Origin of the sequence: Acinetobacter sp. AOR43_HL (genome assembly GCF_027854635.1) — a bacterium.
In the GTDB taxonomy this organism is placed as follows: Bacteria; Pseudomonadota; Gammaproteobacteria; order Pseudomonadales; family Moraxellaceae; genus Acinetobacter; species Acinetobacter pittii.
Genome location: NZ_JAKTHX010000029.1, coordinates 650,261 through 671,461, shown reverse-complemented (window position 1 = coordinate 671,461; position 21,201 = coordinate 650,261). Strand labels below are relative to the sequence as shown.

The following is a 21,201-nucleotide window of genomic DNA, read 5'->3' as shown; positions in this document are numbered from 1 at the left end:
ACATTATGCGAACTTTCAGACACTAAAAAATATGCTGAAAATTTTATGAAAAATTTCAGTTTTTCATAAAATCATTTCAGCTTAAAAAGGGCAACTTAAGGGATATATTGATCATCATCTTGCTGATATCTAAGATCACGATGAAAAGACACAGTAAACTTAATAATAATTGCTACAGTCAAAAAGACCATAAATATAAGTTGAACCCAATCTGAAAACTGCATCATATATCCCCTAGTCGGAGTGTCTAGACTACGCCTTGAGACACTCGAAAAATACGTTAAATCAATTGTTATACGCGATGTGTCTCAATTCCCCTGAAGACACTCCTTTATGACACTACGTTACATCAAATAGACGGTTTTTGTAATCAGAGAAAAGAAATTTAAATCTATGAAATAACTGCTGTTATTGGCTTTTCTTCTTGAACAGTCCTAACTGGTGGTTCTAGTTGTGGTTGATTAGCGATTTGCGGTTGTTCTTGCTTAAAGTAATTAAATGGCCTATCACCCTGATCTATAAGCTTCTTGCAGTCAGAGCTGCTTACATCGTGCAGAATCGTACCTTGTTGGGTATAAGCAAGATAACGCCCATTCTTTTTAACACAGCCACTAAAAACGGGTTTAGCGCTCACCTGATAAGAAACAGACTTTTGAATCTGATCATCATACGGTTTAGATGGGTTATATGAGACTTGGTTTGTCGTTGTTTGCTGTGCAGGAACTACAGAAGAGCCATTTTTAGAAATGTCATTAAACCATTTAACACATTCAGGCTTTTCAACATTAGCAGCCTTTCTACATTCAGTATCAGCATTAAACTCTGATTTAGTAGTTGTAGCAGCCTGTGTGGTTGTAGATGCCTGATTAGCTTTAGGTTGAGGAACAGGCTTACCAGTAACCTGATCATAAATAACATTGTCTTTAGTCGCGAAATGAAAAAAAAGCCCAACCATCACAATGACGACAGCACCAATAAAAAATATAAATTTCGGAATACGTTTTTTATGCGTATTAATCGTTGTTGATTTATAAAGCGTGAAAATACGGTCAGCAGGTTTAAAAGTGAATTTAGCTTCACAATTAATTTTATTCACTAAAGCGTTAGGATTATCACGAGCCGATCCGTATTGATAGACTTTCGGAGTCCACCCCCAAGGACGAGTAATGTGATAGTGACAACCGATCAACTCTTTTACAGCAGGATGTAAATAACGGGTAGCTTGAGTAATGATATAGAAATCAAAACCTCTATGACGATGAATCGTTAATTCCATAATCATAGGATCTTCGGACTTTTTATTCTTATATGGTTCTACAAGCTGAATCTCGTCAATTACGATTACAGAGCCATCTGGGGCATCACGCCAATCATGAATCAATGGTCTAGTATAAGGAATCTTGCAGGCTTTAATATTTGTATAAATGGTACGTACAGGTTGCAATAATTCGAACTTTTGAGGACCATGTATATCATTGATACGGTCTACAATTTCATTGTATTGAGTTGTTTTCTTAAAGTAATCATCTGGACGTAAATCGTCAAAATCTTCATTTAAGAATAAAAAGTAATCATCTGTTAAAGGTTCAATAATTGTTTTACGAGCAGAACCCGAACCCTGCTCATAAGAATAATAAAGAAATTCTTCCTTGAACTTCTCAAACAATGGTTTATTAAATTCAAATATAGTCTTATTTTTGCGTACATTAATAAAATTGGAACGTTCCAATTTATCTAACTGAGTGACAACAAAAGCCGTTTTAGATGCTCCAGGCGTCCCCGTAACTAAGTGCAACATGATTTAATTTCCTATCTTATTATTTTGACTTCATTAAATGTAATGGTGAAGATTGTCTAAAATGCTTTGTGACAATTGCACCGAGTACCAAAGAAAAATAAATGTGTAATCCAGTAACACTAGCCATCTGTAAAAGCACTGAAGGAAGTTGATATACAGAACTTTTAAAGTGCTCAATCATCGTGCTAATAATGGCTAAAGAGACACCAGCAGTACCCAACATCAAACCAGAACCAACAAGAATATTTTTGATAAATCCACGATTAGCACTAGCAAATAAAGTCGATAAACTAGCCATCTTGACGAACCCCCGAAACTATATAGAGAGCATGCAAAGCACCAAGAGACACAACAATTGGATAAACAAAGGTTGATATAGCCTGACACCAGATTGTGAAATCAAATGAAAAATCAAGAGTCTGACCATTCCAAGAAAATGAAAGAGGAATTTTTTCGGGACAACCAGTTGCAAAGTTAATTTGGGTGTCTGGCTCAGGAATATTAGGCTCATTAAATTCGAGCTTATCACTTGAGTTTGAAGGTTCCTTAACCCAATCAGTTACAGACTTTTCCCAACTTGCAAATGTCCGAGGAAAATTAATAACAGCATTCGCAGCCTGACAAACTGAAGGTGCCCAATCGCAGAACACAGGGAAATTTAATGCAATGTCAGTCGGTGGAGCTTTAGGTGCTGTAGGATCATCGGGATTTGCTTGAGGTACAGCTTGCCCTTGAGCCGTGTTCGAAGTCGGAATAGATTGTGACTGATTTAGCTGATTAACAATTTCAGATTGTGGAACAATTTGTCTTTGTTCATCATTATCTAAAGCAGTGTCTGCAACAGATGAAACGTAGGCTTTAGCATCTTCTTTTCCCGCAGCATCACCAATGATTTGAGATGCTACAGCATCGTAAGGTAAATATCTTTCTTCAGTTGTAGTAGAACTAACAAGAGCATAAGCCCAAGATGCTTGAATAACTTCAGGGTCTTTAGTTCCGTAATTGCAAGTTGAGCCATTGTGATGCAAATATGAAGGACGAGCAGCACTACATGCTTGATCAAGAGTCATATCTGGATACACAATACCATTGACCATCCAGTCCCCAACCTCACCGGGGGCATTATATTTAACTCTGTTGTTTGCAGGATCCATGACGTACTCAACACCGTCAATTAGAGCTTTAATTGCAAGATCAACAGCTAAGACAGCACCCGTCCTTACAATCATCTTTGAAACTTGGGAAACGGTTGGCGTAATTGCAGCAGTCCCCTTAGCTGCATAAGTCTTACCATTCAAAACAACTTCTTTAGCACCATCATAAAATGTCGTAGCACCTTGCACTAACCGCTTGCTAATAGACCAGCCATCAGCAGCAGTCGAAGCACGGACAGCATTAAAAGGCATCATGTGTATGCTAAACATCAATAATATAGTTAGATATTTTTTATAACGACCCATGTGACCACCACTATTGTTATAGGTAAAATCCAATAAAAAATTGAAGCTTCTGGCATACATCACCCCAAAATAAGGAAGCCCCCGAAGGGGCTAGTTTTTAAGCAGCGTTAGCGCCTTTATTAAGTTTTCGATACCCGATAATGATTGCTGTAATAGTCGCAGCAGCAACCAAAACAGTAATGATGATTGCTTGTGATGCTGTGAGCTGACCAGTAATTGCAGTCCCCACCTCAGTTAAACCCTCAGCATGTGCAGTACCAGCACCCGCAAGAATTAAACCTGTACCCGCAGCAAAACGACCACGGAATTTTTGGAACCAAGTTTTTTGATGAGCTTGTTGAGTCATTGGTGTTACGTTTGAATAAGCCATGATGTTTCTCCTATTTAGGCTAGTTTTGCAGCTTTCATAATGAAGCTGTAAGCGATCAAAAGACCGCATATCTCCGCTATAGCTTTTGATATAGCGATAGAATCTGCTTGCGTTATTGCCAAGCCATTGAAGACCTGAGCAATAGATAAAGGCACATAAGCCGTACACGTCTGCACGTTATTAACGATTTCAATAGCTGAGCAAACGTAAACGTCCATGATTATTTCCCTTTATTTCTAAGACGCTGAAGTGCTTGACGTTTTAAAAATTGTTGTTGTTCTAAAGTGAAATATTCACCCTTAAACAAATACAAATATTCGAAACTGTCACCACGTTCATGACGACCATTCATATTTCGAAAACGTATACGCTTAGGACGTCTTAAACGCTCCCCTAAGCGGTCAATAGAATCAATAAGACGACCAAAAAAGAAAACACCTGTGAGAAGACCCAAGATGAATACAGCAATGAATAGTGGCGATAATGAGTTAAGTAACTCAGTCACAATTCGAGCATTTTCTAATTCAGTCATTAATTAACCCTCACACTTAGACATATGAAAATGCAAATACTGCCAATGAAATAGAGAGAGGCACTTTGGGCACTCCGCTTGATTATCCCCTAGCATTGCTATAATATTCATACTAATAATTGCTCTAAGTTATTGATTTATTTACATATTATACATTATACGAAGTGTTTTATTATTAACACTTTGATTCGTATAGCTTTATTACGCTGCTTCCACAACATCAAAATCCAAAGCTACTAATACAGCCTTTGGTTGTTTGCCTGTGAAATCCCAATCAAAGATCAACTTAGCTTTGTTTGGTAATTCCTGATGAAGATAATCATTGAAGAACTGAGCGCCTTTAATCTTGTAGTCAGTCGATTTAAAACCGATTGCGCCTTGTTCTTTTTCTTTTTCTGAATATTCTTGAAGTACAGTTACAACCGTATTTGAGAACTTGATTTCTTTACCAGTTGACTGATCTTGGAAATCACCCGCGGATTTACGGATACCTGTAACTGTCATAATTGGATGTTGTGAATTGTTCATTTGCTCACCTATGCGATTTTGTAGTTAAACTGCGAAACTGGCTCTTCATACCAGTTTGGCAATTGTTGATTGAAGTCGATTTCTACGAGCTTTACGAATGGAATGATGTTTGATGCCTTCTCATCGTGAAGGTTCTGCAAATATGCCTTTGAAAAGCCACATTCACACAATTGGGAAATTAGGTTATAAAACTGAGACTTACCGTAATTATTTTTAATCTCATCGAATCCTTTTTCACGGATAAGACAAAACATCGCGAATAAATTACGTACTTTAGTGTGAGAAACCTTGCCAGATTTGGTCATAACAACTTCTGAGCGTTCAATGGCTTCAAGTACACTTGTATCATCTGTTAATTTCATAGTTTGACCTCGCAAGGCTTCAAAAATGCTATGAGTAGCTTTGTTCCAGAGTGTTTGAAGTAAATCAGGGTTAGAACGTTGAAACTTAATTAAATCAAAGAGATTGGTAGGAATTCCATTACGTTCGAGCCAACGCTTTTTTAAACGTGATTCAAAACGTAAAAGACCGATAGTCCAGTTAATCAGATCCGAATTGGACATGACCTCAACAACTCGTTGAGCTGCTTTATCATTTTTCTTTGCGAGCATTTTATACTCTTCAAATTGAGCGATAAATTCATCATGCTTCATATAACACTTGTGATTCACAAGCCTTGAAGTCTGACCTCCCCAATAGACTGAACTATCGAAACGCTTATTACTTAAACGAGTCTGGCCATTACTGACATTACTCAAGAAATCCAAAACTTTTTTAGCCGTGCTCTGGTCTTTCAAACGTGCTGAATAAGTCACATCGATATGTGATACCCAAGCACGAGGCCAATCTAGCATTCTTGCTAAGACTGGATAGGCTTCATGTAGAAAGCCGATCATTTCCATAGCACCCTGCTCTATGTTGTCACTTCCAAATACGTTATGACCTTGTAACAGCTTTGCAGGCGAAGCCTTGATCTGTACGTATGGTTCATAACTTGCATCGAAAAACACTTTCATTGCCATACCTGTGTAGTGTGTTGGCACTGATTCATAGGGATGAAATAAAGCAGCAGCAGAAATAGAACCGTCGTCATTCTTATGAACTGAACGCGAAGCAAGTGGTATTTCAATTGAATGCAGATCGACATCTACAAAAAAATAACGTCCTTCTGAATCGACTGAAAAAAAGCTCGATTCGAATGGAGCGTTAATGCAAATATGATCTAACATAAAAAAGTTACCAAGTAACCGCGTTTAAAAGATTAAACAAAATTACTAGGTAACTTGTCAACTCGTAAAACGAGTTAATATTAAAAAAGTTACCTAGTTATTTAGTTACAAGGCGTTTACAAATGAGCAAGGTCTATAAAATACGCAGTGAAGAAGTTGAAGACGTGAAAGAAACACTGATGAAATTCGTCGTACAGAAAAAATCACTGATGGCAGAAAGTGACGTAATTCACGCTCTTATCAAATACCACTTAAAGGATTTAAAGGCAGAAGAAGTCATAAGATACAGACAGGAAGTGCTGGGTAAAGACGAATAATTTCCGAAATATCGGACTAGAGTCCACCATTAGAAAGCGTGGACTCCTCTTCCGCCCCGCGGCTCGGTCGGTCGGGCGTCGAAGCTCCTTCTCCCTCCCTCACCGCTTGGCGTTCAAGATTCGCATAATGCAGATTGATGTTAAAAAGCCCCGTGAGACGAACAATGTTCTCACTGGGGCTTAGTAACATAATCTGTGCACCACATTATACGAACAGTTGTATAATTCATTATTAAGTCCTTGATTCTGTTGCTGTACGTTTAGCTATACTTGTTGCCTCTACAAAGAATCATTAATTATTTTAGATGCGTATTATGCAATTTATAAAAAAGACCTTTGTTAAGGTCTTTTTGCACAGCTAAATTAATTTAATAATTTTATTTTGAAGACTTCCAATAATTGACGTAATTCAACTGTTGAATCCCTCGTTCGACAAACTCAGCATTTTGCCATTGTTTTACATCAACATCGCGTTTTATCAGTTTGGCCTTTAATGCAGTCTGTACACCTTCTTGTAGATGCCCTAGATAATATTCATCCAAAAGTGGTGAAAAAACTGTTTTTAAGGCTTTGTCTTGTAGACTCAATGCATAGAGTTCTGTTGGTAATCCTGCATTTTTAGTGACAAGTTGAATGGCATTATCGCGGTTTTCAGGCTGTGAAACCCAATGTGCTGATTGTAAAACCGTATTGACCAATGTTTGTACGATTTCAGGATGTTGCTTAATAAACTCACTACGGCCCACCAAACCTGATTGAATTGTTCCAGCTCCATCTTGTCTCTGCCCAGTACTCAGAGGAACTTCTACAATTTTCTGCTGTTTAAGCGCTAGAATTGGCATTAAACCCCAGCTGGCATCAATTTGCTTAGCTGCAAGTGCTGCATTGGCTGCAGCAGGATCTAAATTAATAATGCGGAAATCTTTTTCAGTAAAGCCATATCGCTCGATATATTGATCAAACGACAATTGCATAGCAGTTCCTTGAAAAATTGCTATTCGTTTACCTTTTAACTGTTCGAGACTGCTATATCCTTTATTTGGCAAAACACCCAAATAAGCATCTATGTGGCGTCCAGTCGCTACCAATAAAGTAGTATCGATTTGATTCGATTTACCAATAATAGCAGCTAAGTCACCTAAAAAAGCAAAATCTAATTGCTTATTGGCTAAGGCTTCATTAATTACAGGCCCTGCACCTTTAAAAAATTGCCATTCAACCTGAATATTTTTCTTTGAAAATTCTTTTTCAAGTAACTGATTTAAATATATATAATCAACTAATGGTGTGCCGCTGCTGTGTCTTTCACTACTGCTTAGATCTGGTACTGCAATTCTAATTTTTACAATTTTTTCAGTCTGATTTGTTGTTTTTGATGGTGCTGATGAAGATGGTTTGAAAATAAACAGTAGCAAAGCGACAAAAATAAGTGCAGGAATAATCCAGATAAATCGATTACGTTTTGATAATGTGGCCATATCGTTTTTCTCAACAACATATACAACGTCACTGCTTAACGACAGTGACGTTTTGCATGTTTAAAATGGTATTTAGTTGGCATTTAAAACAGCGTGAAGCTTGGCTTTTTCGAGTTGTTCTGCTGATAAATCTTTGGGTAATGTGGTTTTACCTTTTAAGCCATGTACACCAGTCGTTACTTCACCGGCAAGTGTAATTCGGCGTACAACGCGATGTTGATCACCATAATCGTTAACCGCGTAGTGCTGTGTAGAGCGATTATCCCAAATCACCACATCTCCTTCCTGCCATTGCCAACGCACTGTATTTTCTGGTCGCGTTACTTTTTCTTGTAAAATATTAAATAAAAGCTGCGAATCACTTTGACTAAATCCTACAAGCCGTTTGAAAAAATGCCCCAGTAATAGGCTTTTCTTGCCCGTTTCTGGATGTAATACGACTACTGGATGCTCAGTCTCATACTTGGTAGATACAAAAATTTTCTTCAGTCTTTCTAATTGTTCAGGCTCGACATTTTGTTTTGGTCCACCATAATCATATTCATTTGAATGTACAGCAACTAACTGCTCCGCAAATTGCTTTAAAAGCTCAGGAAGATCTTCATAAGCAGTTTCAGTATTTGCCCAAGTTGTATCGCCACCTGTTTCAGGGATGATTAGACTTCTCAAAATACTAATTTTAGGATAGGCATCCACAAAAGTGACATCAGTATGCCAAGAATTGGCGCGTGCACCTTTTTGTGAGTCAAGTTCAAAAATAAAATCTGTGCCATCCACCGCTGGTACTGTTGGATGTTTAACGGGTGAACCAAACAATTCTGCAAATTTCTCTTGTTCTGTGTCCCCCAAATGTTGCTGGCCACGAAAGAAGAGTACTTTATGCTCTAGTAGCGCATTGTGTATAAACTGAACTGTGGATGAATCAAGCTCAGAGCTTAAATGAATGCCTGATATTTCAGCCCCAATTCGACCAGTTAATTTTTTAACTTGTAGTTGTTGTGCTGGTTTCTGAATAAATGTGGTCATGTTAATTTCCTGTAATAATATATGACTGAATTTTTATCAGAAACGGCGGCTTATTCTGTTATTTCAGAGACAATCCATCACGTAAAAAATTATTTTGATATTTAAATAATTAATAACACGCACATATGAAAATTAAATATGAAATTATATTTTTTTGAAATTTGAATAAATTTTAACTCTGATAAGCTGTTTAAAATCTTAGTTTATATCTCTGATTTATCATGAAAGCATCATCAATTATCGAGTTTAGGAATCCTATCTCAAAATATCAGAATGATTTTGACGGCGGACAATCTTCTGATCATCAAATTATAACCAATGAATTTATTCATAAAAGTATTCGTATTTTAGAAAACTATCAGGTTATCCAATCTTTATCTAATACAGAGAAATCTACGCTTATTCAGCATTTAAAAATAAGAAAGTATTATCATAATCAAACGATATACAATCAAAATGATCCGTGCACTGATATCAATATTTTGCTTGAAGGCGCACTTAAACTTGGCTGGAGCACATCTCAAGGTAAATATCACACCGATATTTTTGTGCCCTCAGGTACATTAATCAATATTGTTCCGATCGTAACGGGTCAACCCCTACTTCACGACCATATTGCACAAGGTAGAACGGTAATTGCCAATCTTCCTGGCCAATTGTTTATGGATGTCATCAGAAATAACGCAGATGCTTTATTCATGGTGTTGAAATTAATCTGTGTAAGAACACAACTAAATCGTGAACAAAATTTCATTTATTCAACTGAAACATTGCAAACACGTCTCGCTAAAAAACTAGTTTTTCTAGTGGATTATCATTCCTATCAGGACAAAGATAAAATTTTACTGAATCTCAAATTGAGTCAGGAAAATCTGGCAGAGCTTTTGCAGACTTCAAGACAAAGTATTAATAAAGAACTAGCAGCGCTTTCGAACCAAAACATCATTGAGGTTAAATATAACCAAATCTTTATTTTGGACTTTGAAAAGCTAAGCGATATCGCACAGACTCATCAATTCAACAGTACCACCAAGTTCATTTGATATATCTGCTTTTGTCATAATGATATGATTTTATTAGGAGATAACTGTCAGAATAGAAACAGAATAAAAATTTTTCATATTTACACTAAGTGTTTTAGTCGCTTTGTTGGATAAAACATGACAGATGTAAATACCAAAAACCAACCTAATATTTTATTGATTGTGGCAGATGATTTAGGTTTTTCAGATTTAGGTGCTTTTGGCGGAGAAATCAATACACCTCATTTGAATGAATTAGCATTAAATGGCTTAAGACTTACTAATTTTCATACGGCGTCAACCTGCTCCCCCACTCGTGCGATGTTACTTTCAGGTACTGACCATCATTTAGCTGGTTTAGGAACCATGGCAGAGGCCCTTACCCCAGAACTTGAAGGTAAAGAAGGCTACGAAGGTGTATTAAATAACAAAGTTGCCGCATTACCAGAATTATTAAAAGATGCGGGATACTACACTCTTATGTCTGGGAAATGGCATTTGGGACTAAAACCAGAATATTTTCCAATTAAAAAAGGGTTTGAACGTTCTTTTGCACTATTACCTGGTGCAGCTAATCATTATCTATTTGAAGCCGATATTCCAGAAGACCAAATTCCACGCTTACTTAAGTCAACAAAAGGACTCTATGCAGAAGATGATGAGTTTTCGGAAGAACTGCCTCAAGGATTTTATTCATCAGATTATTTTACCACTCGCCTTCTAGACTTTTTACAAGATGATGAAGCACGCCAAGGACGTCCTTTTTTTGCATACTTACCTTTCTCTGCACCGCACTGGCCCTTACAGGCACCTCAGGAAGATATAGATCGATATAAAGGACGCTATGGGGATGGCCCTGTTAAATTGCGTGAACAGCGCCTTGAGAAACTCAAGCAACTTCAATTGGTAGATGCGGAAACAACGATTCACCCTGTCCTCGCTAGAACTCCATTCTGGGAAAATCTTACTCAAGAGCAACGTGATAAGTCTTCAAGAATTATGGAAGTCTATGCGGCCATGGTAGATCGTATGGATCAAAACGTTGGTCGTGTTGTGGAATACCTCAAAGATCGAGGGGAATTGGACAATACCATTGTTATTTTTCTATCAGACAATGGTGCAGAAGGTGCTCAACTTGAAGCTCTGCCCGTCTTTGGCGGCCAACTTAATGAAATTATCGAGCAATATTACGACAACAGTATTGATAATATTGGACGAGCAAACTCTTATGTTTGGTACGGAGAACATTGGGCACAAGCAGCCACTGCCCCTGCTCGCCTATATAAAGCACACACTAGCGAAGGTGGAATTAGAACAGTTTCGTTCATTCACTACGCAGGTTTTAAACGCCAAAATCAGATCAGTCACGAGTTTCTGACAGTCATGGATTTACTACCAACCCTGTTAGATTATTTAAATATTCAGCATCCTGGTCAGGTGTATAAAGGTCGTCAATTGGTACCCCTCCGTGGTCGTTCTATCTTGCCGTATTTACAAGTACAACAAGATCACATTCACAGTGAAGATCATGTCACAGGCTGGGAGTTATTTGGGCAAAAGGCTCTGCGCAAAGGCGAATGGAAAGCGCTGTTCATCCCTGCGCCAAATGGTCCGAATCGCTGGCAGCTATATAACCTTAAAGATGATAAAGGCGAAACTCAGGATTTAGCAAAACAATATCCAGAAAAGCTCGATGAATTACTCAAAGAATGGGCAACTTATGTGAAAGAAAATGGTGTGATTGAAAATGTGCAACAACGAAGATTATTACAGAATGATCAGTTAGAACCGTTTGAAGCATAAAAATACCGAAGAGATTAGTCTTTAGATTGAACTAAGCCAGCACTTAATGCTGGCTTTTATATTTGCTGCCTGAACAGTATTTTAAAAGGCCTATGTTTTAAAAAATTACTATTAGATATAAAGATAAGATCATCAAAATATAAACTTAAGTTTGTACTGATAATGACAGTGTTCAATTACATAAAAATTAAAATCATCACAAAGAAAACACAAATGGAGTCATTAATGTCAGTTCAAAAGCACACCTTTCACTTCAAGAGAAAAAGATTAGTTTTAAATAAAATCACGCAAAGTCTGTTTATTTCACTTATAGGGTGTGCAGGATATTCATCTATTGTCTATGCCGAGGATACTCCCACTACTTCAGGTACAGCGGTAACGGAAGCCAGTACGTCAAATTCACAGTCAAACAGTAAAGCAGATGATGTCATTCAGCTTGCTGATGTCATTGTGACTACACGAAGACGTGAAGAAAAAGCACAAAATGTTCCAACACCCATTAGTATTTTAAGTGCTAAAACACTGGAAACACAAAAACTCAGTAAACTTGAAGATCTACAACAAGCCCTACCCAGCCTTAATGTTGCTTTCTTGAACCCACGTCAATCTAGTGTAGCAGTTCGGGGTTTGGGTAATAACCCAGCCAGTGATGGTTTGGAAGCGAGTGTTGGGGTCTATCTGGACAATGTTTACTTAGGTCGCCCAGGCATGGCTGTATTTGATTTATTAGATATTGCTCAACTCGAATTATTACGCGGGCCACAAGGGACCTTGTTTGGTAAAAATACTACGGCGGGCTTATTAAACATTAGCTCAAAACAGCCTACCTTCGACCCAGACCATTCTGCTGAAATTTCTTTTGGCTCACGCAATTATTTGCAAGCTAAAGGAACGTTTTCAGATGCACTATCCGAAAATGTGGCAGGCCGACTCTCTTTTTATAAAACGACTCAGGATGGTTTTATTCATAACACCTATAATGATAAAGATTATAACAATACAGATCGCGAAGGTGTCCGCGGTCAAATTCTCTGGAAGCCGCAAGAGAATTTTAATTTACGTCTAATTGCAGATTACAACGAGCAAGATGATGATCAAGGCGCGATGGTCGTGTACTACGCTGGGCCAACGTTTAACAGTACCGTATATGGCAATAACTACAATCGTTACTTAGAAAATGCCACACAGTCAGGTGCTAAAAATCTTTACACCAACTGGAAAGACAAACAGATTCATTCAGATGCCCCTCAACACATGTCTGTTGAACAAGGTGGTGGATCGGCAGAAGCCAATTGGTCGCTAGATAGCGGTAAAAAAATTACGTCGATTAGTGCATACCGCTTTTGGAACTTCACTCCAACCAACAGTGATTTTATTAGTTCAAATGCATTAACTAATGCCGGTGTTTCGGTTCGAGATAAACAGTACTCTCAAGAGCTACGCCTAACCTCTGCTGGAAATCAAAAAGTGGATTGGGTAACGGGCCTATATTACTTTCAGCAACAGTTAGACAATACGACTTTCTCTTTATATGGAGATACGGCGGACGCATTCTATCTTTACAACGTTCCGAGCGTGAGAACCTTAATTGCAAATGGCCAATCGAATATTTTGAATAATCGAGATTCGTATTCATATGGAACAACTGAGACAAAAAGCTCAGCATTATTTGGTCAAAGTACATGGCATGCGACACCGAAGTTAGACATTACCACAGGTGCACGAGTCACCTATGAAGATAAATCTGCCAGTATCTATAGAACCGACCCTATTGGGGGTACACCAGTTTCGGGTTTAAGTGCGGCAGAGCGTAATTTACTAAATGCCCAGCTCGGAGCATACGACTCGGGTGAACTGAAGCAACATGGATTAAGTTACTCTGGCTTACTGACTGGCAGCTATCGTTTAAATCCGAGCACACTGGCCTATGCAACGTATTCACACGGCGAGAAATCAGGTGGCTTTAACCTGAGCATTGGTTCTGCACCAGCAGCGGGTGCTAACTCGTTAAAGGTTGATCCTGAAAAAGCAGATAACTATGAAATTGGGTTAAAACAAAATTTTCTTAATAATACCTTACAGCTTAATAGCAATATATTCTGGATTGATGTTTCTGACTATCAAACCACAAGCTATGAACAAGTCGGTAACTCTGTCGTGAGTGTATTGGCAAATGCGGGTAAAGTACGCAGCCGAGGAATTGAACTCGATGCAACCTATCAACCTATTCGTCGCCTTACACTTAATTTTAATGGTTCTCTTAACGACACCACCTATACAGAATACAAAAATGCCCCTGCTCCATCCAATATCAGCATTCCAACAGGCGTAAATACACAAGATTTGTCTGGAGAGCGTGTATATGGCGTACCGAAGTGGATTGCAAATTTCAATTTCCGTTATGACTTAGCTGAGCATAATAACTGGCAACCGTATGTTTCAGGAAGTTATGCTTGGCGAGATTGGTCATATGGCTCTTTAGATAATAACCCGTACAGTGTCATTAAAGCCTATGGATTAATAAATGCGAGTCTAGGTGCACGACACCATATGGGTGAAAATGAACTGGATGTTGCGCTATGGGTAAAAAACCTCACCAATGAAACCTATGTGACTAATACATGGAATTCTTCTAATGGTATTGTTCTCGCTAGTTTAGGTCAGCCTCGTACCATTGGTGCAACCGTGAAACTTAGCTTTTAACAAATAAAATGCATAATCATTGCAGCATTGGCTCCTAAAAAGCCATGCTGCAAATTTTGTATAGAGTTATGGCGTATTTAGAATAGCGTCAATCTGAGTCAACTCATCTGCACTAAACACAGTGTTTTGCAATGCTTTTAAGTTTTCGATGATCTGCTCTGGACGACTAGCACCAATGATTGTCGATGTAATCCGTTCATCACGTAAAACCCATGATAATGACAATTGAGCCAGTGTTTGGTCTCGACACTTTGCTATTTCATTTAACTGCTGTATTTGCTGTAGCTTCAATGAAACGAGATGCTCTGACTGTAAATAACGACTACCACGCCCAATACGTGAGTCTTCAGGTACACCATTCAGATATCGTCCAGCCAATAGGCCTTGGGCCAGTGGTGAGAATGTAATTACACCAAAACCCTCTTGCTTAGCGGTCTCTGTTAAACCCTGCTCAATCTGACGTTCAAAAAAATTGTAAATCGGTTGATGCAAAGTAAGTGGAACGTGATAGGCCTGAAGCAATTCTATTAACTGTAAAGTTAATTCTGGTGTATATCCAGATGAAATCCCCACATAGAGTGCTTTACCTTGCTGCACAATATCGGCAAGTGTCTTGGCTGTTTCTTCAAGTGGTGTTTCAGGGTCATAGCGATGTGAATAAAAAATATCGACATAATCAAGCCCTAGTCGCTGTAAGCTTTGATCAAGACTAGCCATTAGGTATTTTCGGCTGCTACCACCTTGTCCATAAGGTCCAGGCCACATGTCCCAGCCTGCCTTTGTCGAAATAATGAGTTCGTCTCGATATGGCTTGAAGTCAGTTTTTAAAAAGTGCCCAATATTTTTCTCTGCACTTCCAAAGGGTGTTCCATAATTATTGGCTAGATCGAAATGATTAATTCCATGATCAAACGCCGTGTAAAGTACTGATTTTTGTTGCTGAATTGGAGTGTCATCTCCAAAGTTATGCCAGCAACCAAGTGACAATGGTGGTAATACCAAACCGCTATTTTTAATTTTTCGGTATTGGAATGATTGATATCGTTCTGAATTTGCGAAATACATATTTTATCCTTTTATTCGGCAGCAGCCCAAAGGCCAAGGTTTTGTCTTAATGTTTGACCTTCGTATTCTTTGCGGAATAAATTGCGCTGTTGAAGGATGGGAATAACCAGATCGACAAAGTCTCTAATTCCGTTTGATATGACGGCTGGCATAATGTTAAATCCATCTGCTGCACCACTAACGAACCACTCTTCAAGCTGATCGGCAATATATTCTGGCGTTCCAACCAAACAAAAATGCCCCCGTCCCGATGCAATACGTTGATAGAGCTGTTTAATGGTTAGACCCTGCTCTTGCCCGAGTGCCTGAATTAATTGCTGGCGACTTTGCTGCCCTGTTTGGGTTTCAGATAAATCTAAGGAAGCTAAAGGCTCATTCACATCAACACCGCTTAAGTCAAAATTGCCCAGCATTCTTCCTAAAAGCCCTAGGCCAATGTCATCATCAACGAGTTCATCTAAAAGCTGTTGCTGTTTCTCAGCCTCTTCATGTGTATGAGCAACAAGCACATATACGCCAGGCATGACCACTAACTCATGTTCTTGGCGATCAAAGTCTTCAAGACGTTGCTTTACATCGCTATAAAATTGCTGTGCAGCGGCTAAGTTAGATTGCGCAGTAAAAATGACATCTGCCGTACGAGCTGCCAGATTTTTACCTCGTTCTGAACTGCCTGCCTGAACCACCACAGGGTGAGACTGTGGGCTTGGGCTAATATTGAGTGGACCTTTTACCTGAAAAATATCACCGCAATGATTGAGCGTGTGTATCTTATCTGGATTAAAGAACATACCTCTGGCTTTATCATGAATAGCTGCATCCTCATCCCAACTATTCCAAAGTCCTTTTACGACATCGTGAAATTCTTCAGCACGTGCATAGCGATCTTGATGTTTGACATGTTCCTTTGTACTGAAATTTTTCGCTTCAAGCGCAAAATCAGTGGTGACGAGGTTCCATCCTGCACGTCCAGCAGAAATCTGGTCTAAAGAGGCAAATTTTCTTGCGAGATGATATGGCTCATTGTAGGTTGTTGTGGCTGTGCCAATGAGTCCAATATGACGGGTTTGAGTCGCAATTGCTGAAAGTAATGTGAGGGGTTCAATCTCGTTACCGCGAATTTTGCCTGATGTCGCAGTTGCTGGATCAACAGCTAAACTATCGGCAAAAAAAATGGCATCAAACTTCCCTTCTTCAGCTATTTTTGCTGCACTTAAGTAACGCTCATAGGGACTCAAGTTTAATTGGCTCGCTGGATGTCTCCAACTGGCCAAATGATGGCCATAACCGTCTAAAAATAAATTAAGGTGAAGCTTTCTTGTAGACGAAGGATTACTCATTTTAATCAGTCCAATGGATGGGCGTACACCTCGAAAAAAAAACGAGGTGTACTAGACATACTTTTTAGAAATTTTTACGGAATGAAATGCCAAAATAGCGTTCATCATCTCTAGGGACTTGACGAGTAATACGGCTACCATTTGTGCTCAGTAAGGTCGCATATGATTTATCCGTTATATTTCGTACATTCAATGCCAATCGCCAGTCAGAAGCAGTATCAGCTAAAGCAATGCTCGCGTTCAAAAGTCCATATGCACCCTGAATGGTGTTTTGGTTTTGGTCGAGACTGAACTGAACTTTGCTTTGCCATGCATATTGGGTTGAAAGTTCAATTTGTTTGTTATTTGCCAGAGTAAAATAGCGATCGAGCTGAGTATTAAATTTCCAATCTGGAGAAAATGGCAGCGGCTTACCATTTACATTTGGGCAAGAGGTATCGGCAGCTGGACATTTGAAGTCATCAATTCGTGCATGTGTATAGGCACCTGAAAAGTTTAGTGCCCACTTTGGATTAATCTTATATACCGAATCAATTTCAGCCCCATAGGTAGAGACACTTCCTGCATTAACCAAGCGGGTTATCGGGAAACCATTTGGGTCGAGGGTTCTAAAATTTGCCTGATAGTTATCATAATCAGTGTTAAATAACGCCACATTGACACGCAGACGATTATTTAGCCATTGAGATTTGAGACCAAGTTCGTAAGAGTTAGCTGTTTCAGGATCAATGACAGGCGTATCATTTTGCTGCATATTAAAATAAACGTTATATGCAGGACCTTTATAACCTCTCGAATAGGTAAAATAGCCCAATATATTCGGTGTAAAGTCATATTGAGGTCCAATGCGGCCTGAAACTCCAGTTTCACTGGTCGATCCATCACTGCTAAATGAAGAACGAATGGCATTTCGGACACCTACACTGCTTGGAACAGTTGAAACTCGGCTGTGATCATAAGACAACTCATCTCGAGTAACACGTAAACCAGCAATCCATCTCAACCGATTTGTGAAATGAAAGGTACCTTCACCAAATGCAGCATAGTTGGTGCTGTCTGTGTTATAGATTGCCTTACCAAAATCTACGACATAAGCATTAGAGGCATTGTTGTACCAAGTTGACTCGCGTTGATAAGTCTCATCGTTTTTGTTCTTTGAAAAATATAGACCCGCGACATAATCAAAGAAGCCATGATCGAGCGGCTTAATTCTAATTTCTTGAGAAAATTGCTTACTGTTAACATGCCCTAAATCGGCAATTCCAGCAAAATTTGGTGTCGGAGCAGCAAGCTGATCACTGTCACCAATCTGTGTGTTTTTCCATTGGCGAAAGGCTGTAATCGATGACAATTGATGATTGGTTAATGTCCAGTCTGCCGTAAGCGCGACACCCTGATTGGTATCATCAGTCGACGCTTGAGTATTTTCAACCGTACTTCGATTGGTTGGAGATGCCACAACAGGCGATAATGCTGCTGCATAGTTGGCATCGGTATTTTTAACCACAATGCCTGTTGGGGCACTTCCTTTTTTATGCAGATAATCGGCAGTAAAGCCTAAAACTAAACTATCGGTAGGCGTATATTCAAATTTGGTTCTAAATCCATAGTTTTTATAGCCATTAACATCTTGATTGGTTGTTAGGTTGTCTACATTGCCATCAAAATTACCTAATAGCGCCGAGACATTGGCAGTTAATTTTTCAGGAATTAAAGTACCAGATGCTCCTAGTTTAATTCGTTGTTCACTATCGCTAGTGGCATAGGCATCAATATAACCAGAGGTTTCACTGGTTGGATTTTTGGTCACAATATTGACTACACCTGCCGATGCATTTTTACCAAAAAGTGTCCCTTGCGGCCCACGAAGAACTTCAATACGATCCACATCTAACAAATCAAGTGTTGCTTGCCCTGGTCGGCTGTACACAACACCATCTATCACTGTTGAGACTGAAGGTTCGACACCCGGTGAAGTAGTAACAGTTCCAATACCGCGAACAAATAAAGAAGTATCTTTATTGGAAGCTCCAGCCCGAAAGTTAACACTCGGTACTTGTGTTACCAATGTTTCAAGTGAGTTCCGCTGTTGCTTATCGAGTTCCTTTCCACTAATGACTGAAACGGCAATAGGCACTTTTTGGAGTGATTCTTCACGGCGCGTTGCTGTCACAACTACGGTTTCTAACTGAGCCACATCCTCTGAAGAACGTGCGGTATTTGAGACTGTTTCTGCATGAGCTTGTCCCCAAACTGACAAGATACTCAGCGAAAGCAGACTTAAATTTAAAATTTTTTGTTTAGTTGCTGACGTGAACGGATCACGCGCTACATTCTTCGAATGTATCGACATTATTTACCCCATAATTAAGTTTTAAAAGACGGTGCTTATTTCACTGATTTCAAATATTCGTACTGCTGAGTTGGTTTCCAGTAGGTCTTTAAATTTGATTGTTCGAGTGCTTGATTTACAAATGACGGATTAATCCAGCTTTTGACGTCAATATTTTTGCGTATCAACCCTTGTTGCGTAGCCAAAGTAATTTTTTGCTGCAATTGTTGGGTGTAATAACCATCAAATAACGGTGAATATAAAAACTTCAGATTTACACCATTAAGTTCCTGAGCATAGATAGATGCCGGATAACCCGATTGGGTAAAAAAGAGTGCGACTTGTGGTACTCGATTTTGCTCATTTGAGAGCCAATTCAGTCCTTTTACCACCTGAGTCACAACCTGTTGTGTTTCATTTGGGTGTTGTCGAATAAACGATTGACGACCTAAAAACACACCTTGAGTAGATCCTGCACCATTTAATTGACGGCTACTTATAGGCAAGTTAACGATGTGTTTGTCACGTAACGCAAAAAATCGAGAAGGTCCCCATGACGCATCAATTTTTTTTGCGGCCAAAGCAGCGTTGACGGCGTTAAAGTCTAAATTGACCACTCGCACATCGCTGAGCTTTAAACCTTGGCTGTTCAATGCACTCACAAATGACAATTCATCTGCTGTTCCTCTTAACAAACCAACGCGTTTTCCTTTTAATTCAGAAAAATTTTTGATCGGAAGATCAGATCTTACCGCCAGATAATTGGTGATGCCGCGCGCCGTTGGAACAAGTAATTGGGTATCTAGTCCATTGGCTTTACCAATGATCGGAGGTAAATCCCCTAAAAAGGCAAAATCCAGTTGATTGTTGGCCAATGCTTCATTAATGGCTGGCCCAGCACCTTTAAAGAAGTGCCACTCCACTTTGACATTGTTTTTTGCAAGTTCTTGCTCAAGCCATTTTTTGTTGTAAAGCACATCAACAACTCCACCACCCGCGTGTTTTTGACCAGCAGTCAAATCGGGAGAACCAATTCGGATTGTTTTAAGGCTTTCAGCATAACTGGCATGTCCAAAAGCCAATAAGCTCAGCAAGATCAATTTTTTAAAAATTGATGGTTTCATTATATTTTCCACATTTTTATTGATAAATCAGCGTTGTATTGCTTAGACGCTTAAGACGTAGAAGGCTTAATTTGCTTACTCTCTTTGCCATCGATATCAACAGGAACATCGCCTGCCAACGTAACGCGTCGCATAATACGCAAAGCATTACCATAATCATTGACGGCTAAATGCTGAGTGGCACGGTTGTCCCAAATAGCGACATCTCCGTCCTTCCACGTCCAGCGAATCGTGTTTTCTGGTTTGGTAATACGATCTTGAAAAATTTCAAACAGCTTGTTGGACTCTTTAGCAGTCAGACCTACAAAACGTTTAAAAAATTGGCCTAAAATTAAGGTTCGTTTACCTGTTTCAGGGTGTACTCTGACCAATGGGTGTTCTGCCTCGTAGACTGTTGAAGCAAAGATTTTTTGATGGCGTTTTACGACTTCATCACTTGCAGAAGGTCGAAAACCACCATAATCAAAATCATTGGTGTGAATCGCACGGAGCTGATTGGCAAGGAGCTTTAGCGGCTCTGGTAATTCATCATAGGCAGCTTCTGTATTTGCCCATGTGGTATCTCCCCCTCGATTGGGCGTAGTTACCGCTCTTAGAATGCTGATTTTTGGATAATTTGATACAAAGGTGACATCGGTATGCCAAACGTCTGCACGACCGTCATGACGGGAATCAAGCTCAAATATATAAGTCGAACCCTCTGCCACTGGAACAGTAGGATGTGAAATAGGCTGCCCAAGCAATTCAGCAAACTTTTCTTGCTCTTGATCGGTTAAATGTTCCTGATTACGGAAAAAAATAACTTTATGTTCAAGCAATGATTGCCTAATTTGATTCAAAACCTCAGGGTTAAGGTTTGAAGATAATTCAACACCATTAATTTGCGCACCGATACGACCTGCTAAAGGGATTACATCGATTAACTCACTCACTGGTTTTCTTATTAATAAATCTGCCATATCATCGTTCTCGTCATTGATGATATGAGTTTAGAAATTACACCTTTTAAATTCTGCAACAAAAATTACATAGCATTTCTGCATTTATGAAAAATTATTCATAATTCGTCATAAT

At 39.1% G+C, this 21,201-nt stretch carries 20 protein-coding genes; 4 read left to right on the top strand and 16 right to left on the bottom strand.

Translation table 11 applies throughout. From position 1 onward, the window contains the following. Positions 1 to 95: 95 nt before the first annotated feature. From MKL33_RS15045 to MKL33_RS15005, 9 genes are all read right to left on the bottom strand, one after another. Positions 96 to 224: a hypothetical protein gene (locus MKL33_RS15045; protein WP_270906820.1), complete on the bottom strand. Its 129-nt coding sequence runs from the start codon at positions 222 to 224 to the stop codon at positions 96 to 98. Between the two features lie 167 nt (positions 225 to 391). Further along, positions 392 to 1,798, bottom strand: coding sequence for a zonular occludens toxin domain-containing protein (locus MKL33_RS15040; RefSeq protein WP_270906821.1), 1,407 nt, complete (start codon positions 1,796 to 1,798; stop codon positions 392 to 394). A gap of 19 nt (positions 1,799 to 1,817) precedes the next feature. After that, complete coding sequence (locus MKL33_RS15035) at positions 1,818 to 2,096, bottom strand: DUF2523 family protein (RefSeq protein ID WP_270906822.1); 279 nt, start codon at positions 2,094 to 2,096, stop codon at positions 1,818 to 1,820. Further along, positions 2,089 to 3,258 carry a virulence factor TspB C-terminal domain-related protein gene (locus MKL33_RS15030; protein WP_270906823.1) on the bottom strand — a complete coding sequence of 390 codons (1,170 nt, stop codon included), beginning with the start codon at positions 3,256 to 3,258 and terminating at the stop codon, positions 2,089 to 2,091. Before MKL33_RS15030 ends, MKL33_RS15035 begins: the two co-directional genes overlap by 8 nt. Before the next feature lie 97 nt (positions 3,259 to 3,355). Then, positions 3,356 to 3,628, bottom strand: a complete 273-nt coding sequence (locus MKL33_RS15025) for a hypothetical protein (RefSeq protein ID WP_270906824.1) — start codon at positions 3,626 to 3,628, stop codon at positions 3,356 to 3,358. Positions 3,629 to 3,642: 14 nt separating this feature from the next. Beyond that, positions 3,643 to 3,846, bottom strand: a complete 204-nt coding sequence (locus MKL33_RS15020) for a hypothetical protein (protein ID WP_270906825.1) — start codon at positions 3,844 to 3,846, stop codon at positions 3,643 to 3,645. 2 nt (positions 3,847 to 3,848) lie between these two features. Next, a complete protein-coding gene (locus tag MKL33_RS15015; RefSeq protein ID WP_270906826.1) occupies positions 3,849 to 4,160 on the bottom strand; it encodes a hypothetical protein in 312 nt (103 codons plus the stop codon). 201 nt (positions 4,161 to 4,361) lie between these two features. Beyond that, entirely contained in the window at positions 4,362 to 4,688 is a 327-nt protein-coding gene (locus tag MKL33_RS15010; RefSeq protein ID WP_068551095.1) for a hypothetical protein, read from the bottom strand. 8 nt (positions 4,689 to 4,696) lie between these two features. Next, complete coding sequence (locus tag MKL33_RS15005) at positions 4,697 to 5,917, bottom strand: phage/plasmid replication protein, II/X family (protein WP_068551096.1); 1,221 nt, start codon at positions 5,915 to 5,917, stop codon at positions 4,697 to 4,699. 122 nt (positions 5,918 to 6,039) lie between these two features. Here MKL33_RS15005 and MKL33_RS15000 point away from each other — a divergent pair, with 122 nt between their 5' ends. Next, positions 6,040 to 6,234 (top strand): hypothetical protein, encoded by a 195-nt coding sequence (locus MKL33_RS15000; RefSeq protein WP_017817109.1) that lies wholly within the window; start codon positions 6,040 to 6,042, stop codon positions 6,232 to 6,234. A 377-nt stretch (positions 6,235 to 6,611) separates the two neighbouring features. Here MKL33_RS15000 and MKL33_RS14995 read toward each other — a convergent pair whose 3' ends face one another. Then, positions 6,612 to 7,712: an ABC transporter substrate-binding protein gene (locus MKL33_RS14995; RefSeq protein WP_270907277.1), complete on the bottom strand. Its 1,101-nt coding sequence runs from the start codon at positions 7,710 to 7,712 to the stop codon at positions 6,612 to 6,614. A 72-nt stretch (positions 7,713 to 7,784) separates the two neighbouring features. Continuing rightward, entirely contained in the window at positions 7,785 to 8,738 is a 954-nt protein-coding gene (locus MKL33_RS14990) for a TauD/TfdA dioxygenase family protein (protein WP_270907276.1), read from the bottom strand. A 221-nt stretch (positions 8,739 to 8,959) separates the two neighbouring features. On the opposite strand from MKL33_RS14990, the gene MKL33_RS14985 reads away from it, so the two are divergent. From MKL33_RS14985 to MKL33_RS14975, 3 genes are all read left to right on the top strand, one after another. Further along, positions 8,960 to 9,781 (top strand): Crp/Fnr family transcriptional regulator, encoded by an 822-nt coding sequence (locus MKL33_RS14985; protein ID WP_270907275.1) that lies wholly within the window; start codon positions 8,960 to 8,962, stop codon positions 9,779 to 9,781. 117 nt (positions 9,782 to 9,898) lie between these two features. Next, positions 9,899 to 11,563, top strand: a complete 1,665-nt coding sequence (locus MKL33_RS14980) for an arylsulfatase (RefSeq protein ID WP_199938828.1) — start codon at positions 9,899 to 9,901, stop codon at positions 11,561 to 11,563. Between the two features lie 213 nt (positions 11,564 to 11,776). After that, on the top strand, positions 11,777 to 14,266 hold the full coding sequence (locus MKL33_RS14975; RefSeq protein WP_270907274.1) for a TonB-dependent receptor: 2,490 nt from the start codon (positions 11,777 to 11,779) through the stop codon (positions 14,264 to 14,266). 66 nt (positions 14,267 to 14,332) lie between these two features. Here the strand turns inward: MKL33_RS14975 and mgrA are convergent, their stop codons facing one another. The 5 genes from mgrA to MKL33_RS14950 all read right to left on the bottom strand — a co-directional run bounded on the left by mgrA (position 14,333) and on the right by MKL33_RS14950 (position 21,086). Then, positions 14,333 to 15,331 (bottom strand): L-glyceraldehyde 3-phosphate reductase, encoded by a 999-nt coding sequence (mgrA, locus tag MKL33_RS14970; RefSeq protein ID WP_270907273.1) that lies wholly within the window; start codon positions 15,329 to 15,331, stop codon positions 14,333 to 14,335. A gap of 11 nt (positions 15,332 to 15,342) precedes the next feature. Then, positions 15,343 to 16,671, bottom strand: a complete 1,329-nt coding sequence (locus MKL33_RS14965; protein WP_069036614.1) for an LLM class flavin-dependent oxidoreductase — start codon at positions 16,669 to 16,671, stop codon at positions 15,343 to 15,345. 64 nt (positions 16,672 to 16,735) lie between these two features. Further along, a complete protein-coding gene (locus MKL33_RS14960) occupies positions 16,736 to 18,931 on the bottom strand; it encodes a TonB-dependent receptor (RefSeq protein ID WP_270907294.1) in 2,196 nt (731 codons plus the stop codon). Between the two features lie 128 nt (positions 18,932 to 19,059). Beyond that, entirely contained in the window at positions 19,060 to 20,127 is a 1,068-nt protein-coding gene (locus MKL33_RS14955) for an ABC transporter substrate-binding protein (RefSeq protein ID WP_057076294.1), read from the bottom strand. A gap of 50 nt (positions 20,128 to 20,177) precedes the next feature. Next, complete coding sequence (locus tag MKL33_RS14950) at positions 20,178 to 21,086, bottom strand: TauD/TfdA dioxygenase family protein (protein WP_167563581.1); 909 nt, start codon at positions 21,084 to 21,086, stop codon at positions 20,178 to 20,180. Between the last annotated feature and the right edge of the window lie 115 nt (positions 21,087 to 21,201).

What these genes read in the sequence shown, in the direction of transcription:
- MKL33_RS15045 (WP_270906820.1), bottom strand. Translation starts at nt 224, where the DNA reads ATGCAGTTTTCAGATTGGGTTCAACTTATATTTATGGTCTTTTTGACT.
- MKL33_RS15040 (WP_270906821.1), bottom strand. Translation starts at nt 1,798, where the DNA reads ATGTTGCACTTAGTTACGGGGACGCCTGGAGCATCTAAAACGGCTTTT.
- MKL33_RS15035 (WP_270906822.1), bottom strand. Translation starts at nt 2,096, where the DNA reads ATGGCTAGTTTATCGACTTTATTTGCTAGTGCTAATCGTGGATTTATC.
- MKL33_RS15030 (WP_270906823.1), bottom strand. Translation starts at nt 3,258, where the DNA reads ATGGGTCGTTATAAAAAATATCTAACTATATTATTGATGTTTAGCATA.
- MKL33_RS15025 (WP_270906824.1), bottom strand. Translation starts at nt 3,628, where the DNA reads ATGGCTTATTCAAACGTAACACCAATGACTCAACAAGCTCATCAAAAA.
- MKL33_RS15020 (WP_270906825.1), bottom strand. Translation starts at nt 3,846, where the DNA reads ATGGACGTTTACGTTTGCTCAGCTATTGAAATCGTTAATAACGTGCAG.
- MKL33_RS15015 (WP_270906826.1), bottom strand. Translation starts at nt 4,160, where the DNA reads ATGACTGAATTAGAAAATGCTCGAATTGTGACTGAGTTACTTAACTCA.
- MKL33_RS15010 (WP_068551095.1), bottom strand. Translation starts at nt 4,688, where the DNA reads ATGAACAATTCACAACATCCAATTATGACAGTTACAGGTATCCGTAAA.
- MKL33_RS15005 (WP_068551096.1), bottom strand. Translation starts at nt 5,917, where the DNA reads ATGTTAGATCATATTTGCATTAACGCTCCATTCGAATCGAGCTTTTTT.
- MKL33_RS15000 (WP_017817109.1), top strand. Translation starts at nt 6,040, where the DNA reads ATGAGCAAGGTCTATAAAATACGCAGTGAAGAAGTTGAAGACGTGAAA.
- MKL33_RS14995 (WP_270907277.1), bottom strand. Translation starts at nt 7,712, where the DNA reads ATGGCCACATTATCAAAACGTAATCGATTTATCTGGATTATTCCTGCA.
- MKL33_RS14990 (WP_270907276.1), bottom strand. Translation starts at nt 8,738, where the DNA reads ATGACCACATTTATTCAGAAACCAGCACAACAACTACAAGTTAAAAAA.
- MKL33_RS14985 (WP_270907275.1), top strand. Translation starts at nt 8,960, where the DNA reads ATGAAAGCATCATCAATTATCGAGTTTAGGAATCCTATCTCAAAATAT.
- MKL33_RS14980 (WP_199938828.1), top strand. Translation starts at nt 9,899, where the DNA reads ATGACAGATGTAAATACCAAAAACCAACCTAATATTTTATTGATTGTG.
- MKL33_RS14975 (WP_270907274.1), top strand. Translation starts at nt 11,777, where the DNA reads ATGGAGTCATTAATGTCAGTTCAAAAGCACACCTTTCACTTCAAGAGA.
- mgrA (WP_270907273.1), bottom strand. Translation starts at nt 15,331, where the DNA reads ATGTATTTCGCAAATTCAGAACGATATCAATCATTCCAATACCGAAAA.
- MKL33_RS14965 (WP_069036614.1), bottom strand. Translation starts at nt 16,671, where the DNA reads ATGAGTAATCCTTCGTCTACAAGAAAGCTTCACCTTAATTTATTTTTA.
- MKL33_RS14955 (WP_057076294.1), bottom strand. Translation starts at nt 20,127, where the DNA reads ATGAAACCATCAATTTTTAAAAAATTGATCTTGCTGAGCTTATTGGCT.
- MKL33_RS14950 (WP_167563581.1), bottom strand. Translation starts at nt 21,086, where the DNA reads ATGGCAGATTTATTAATAAGAAAACCAGTGAGTGAGTTAATCGATGTA.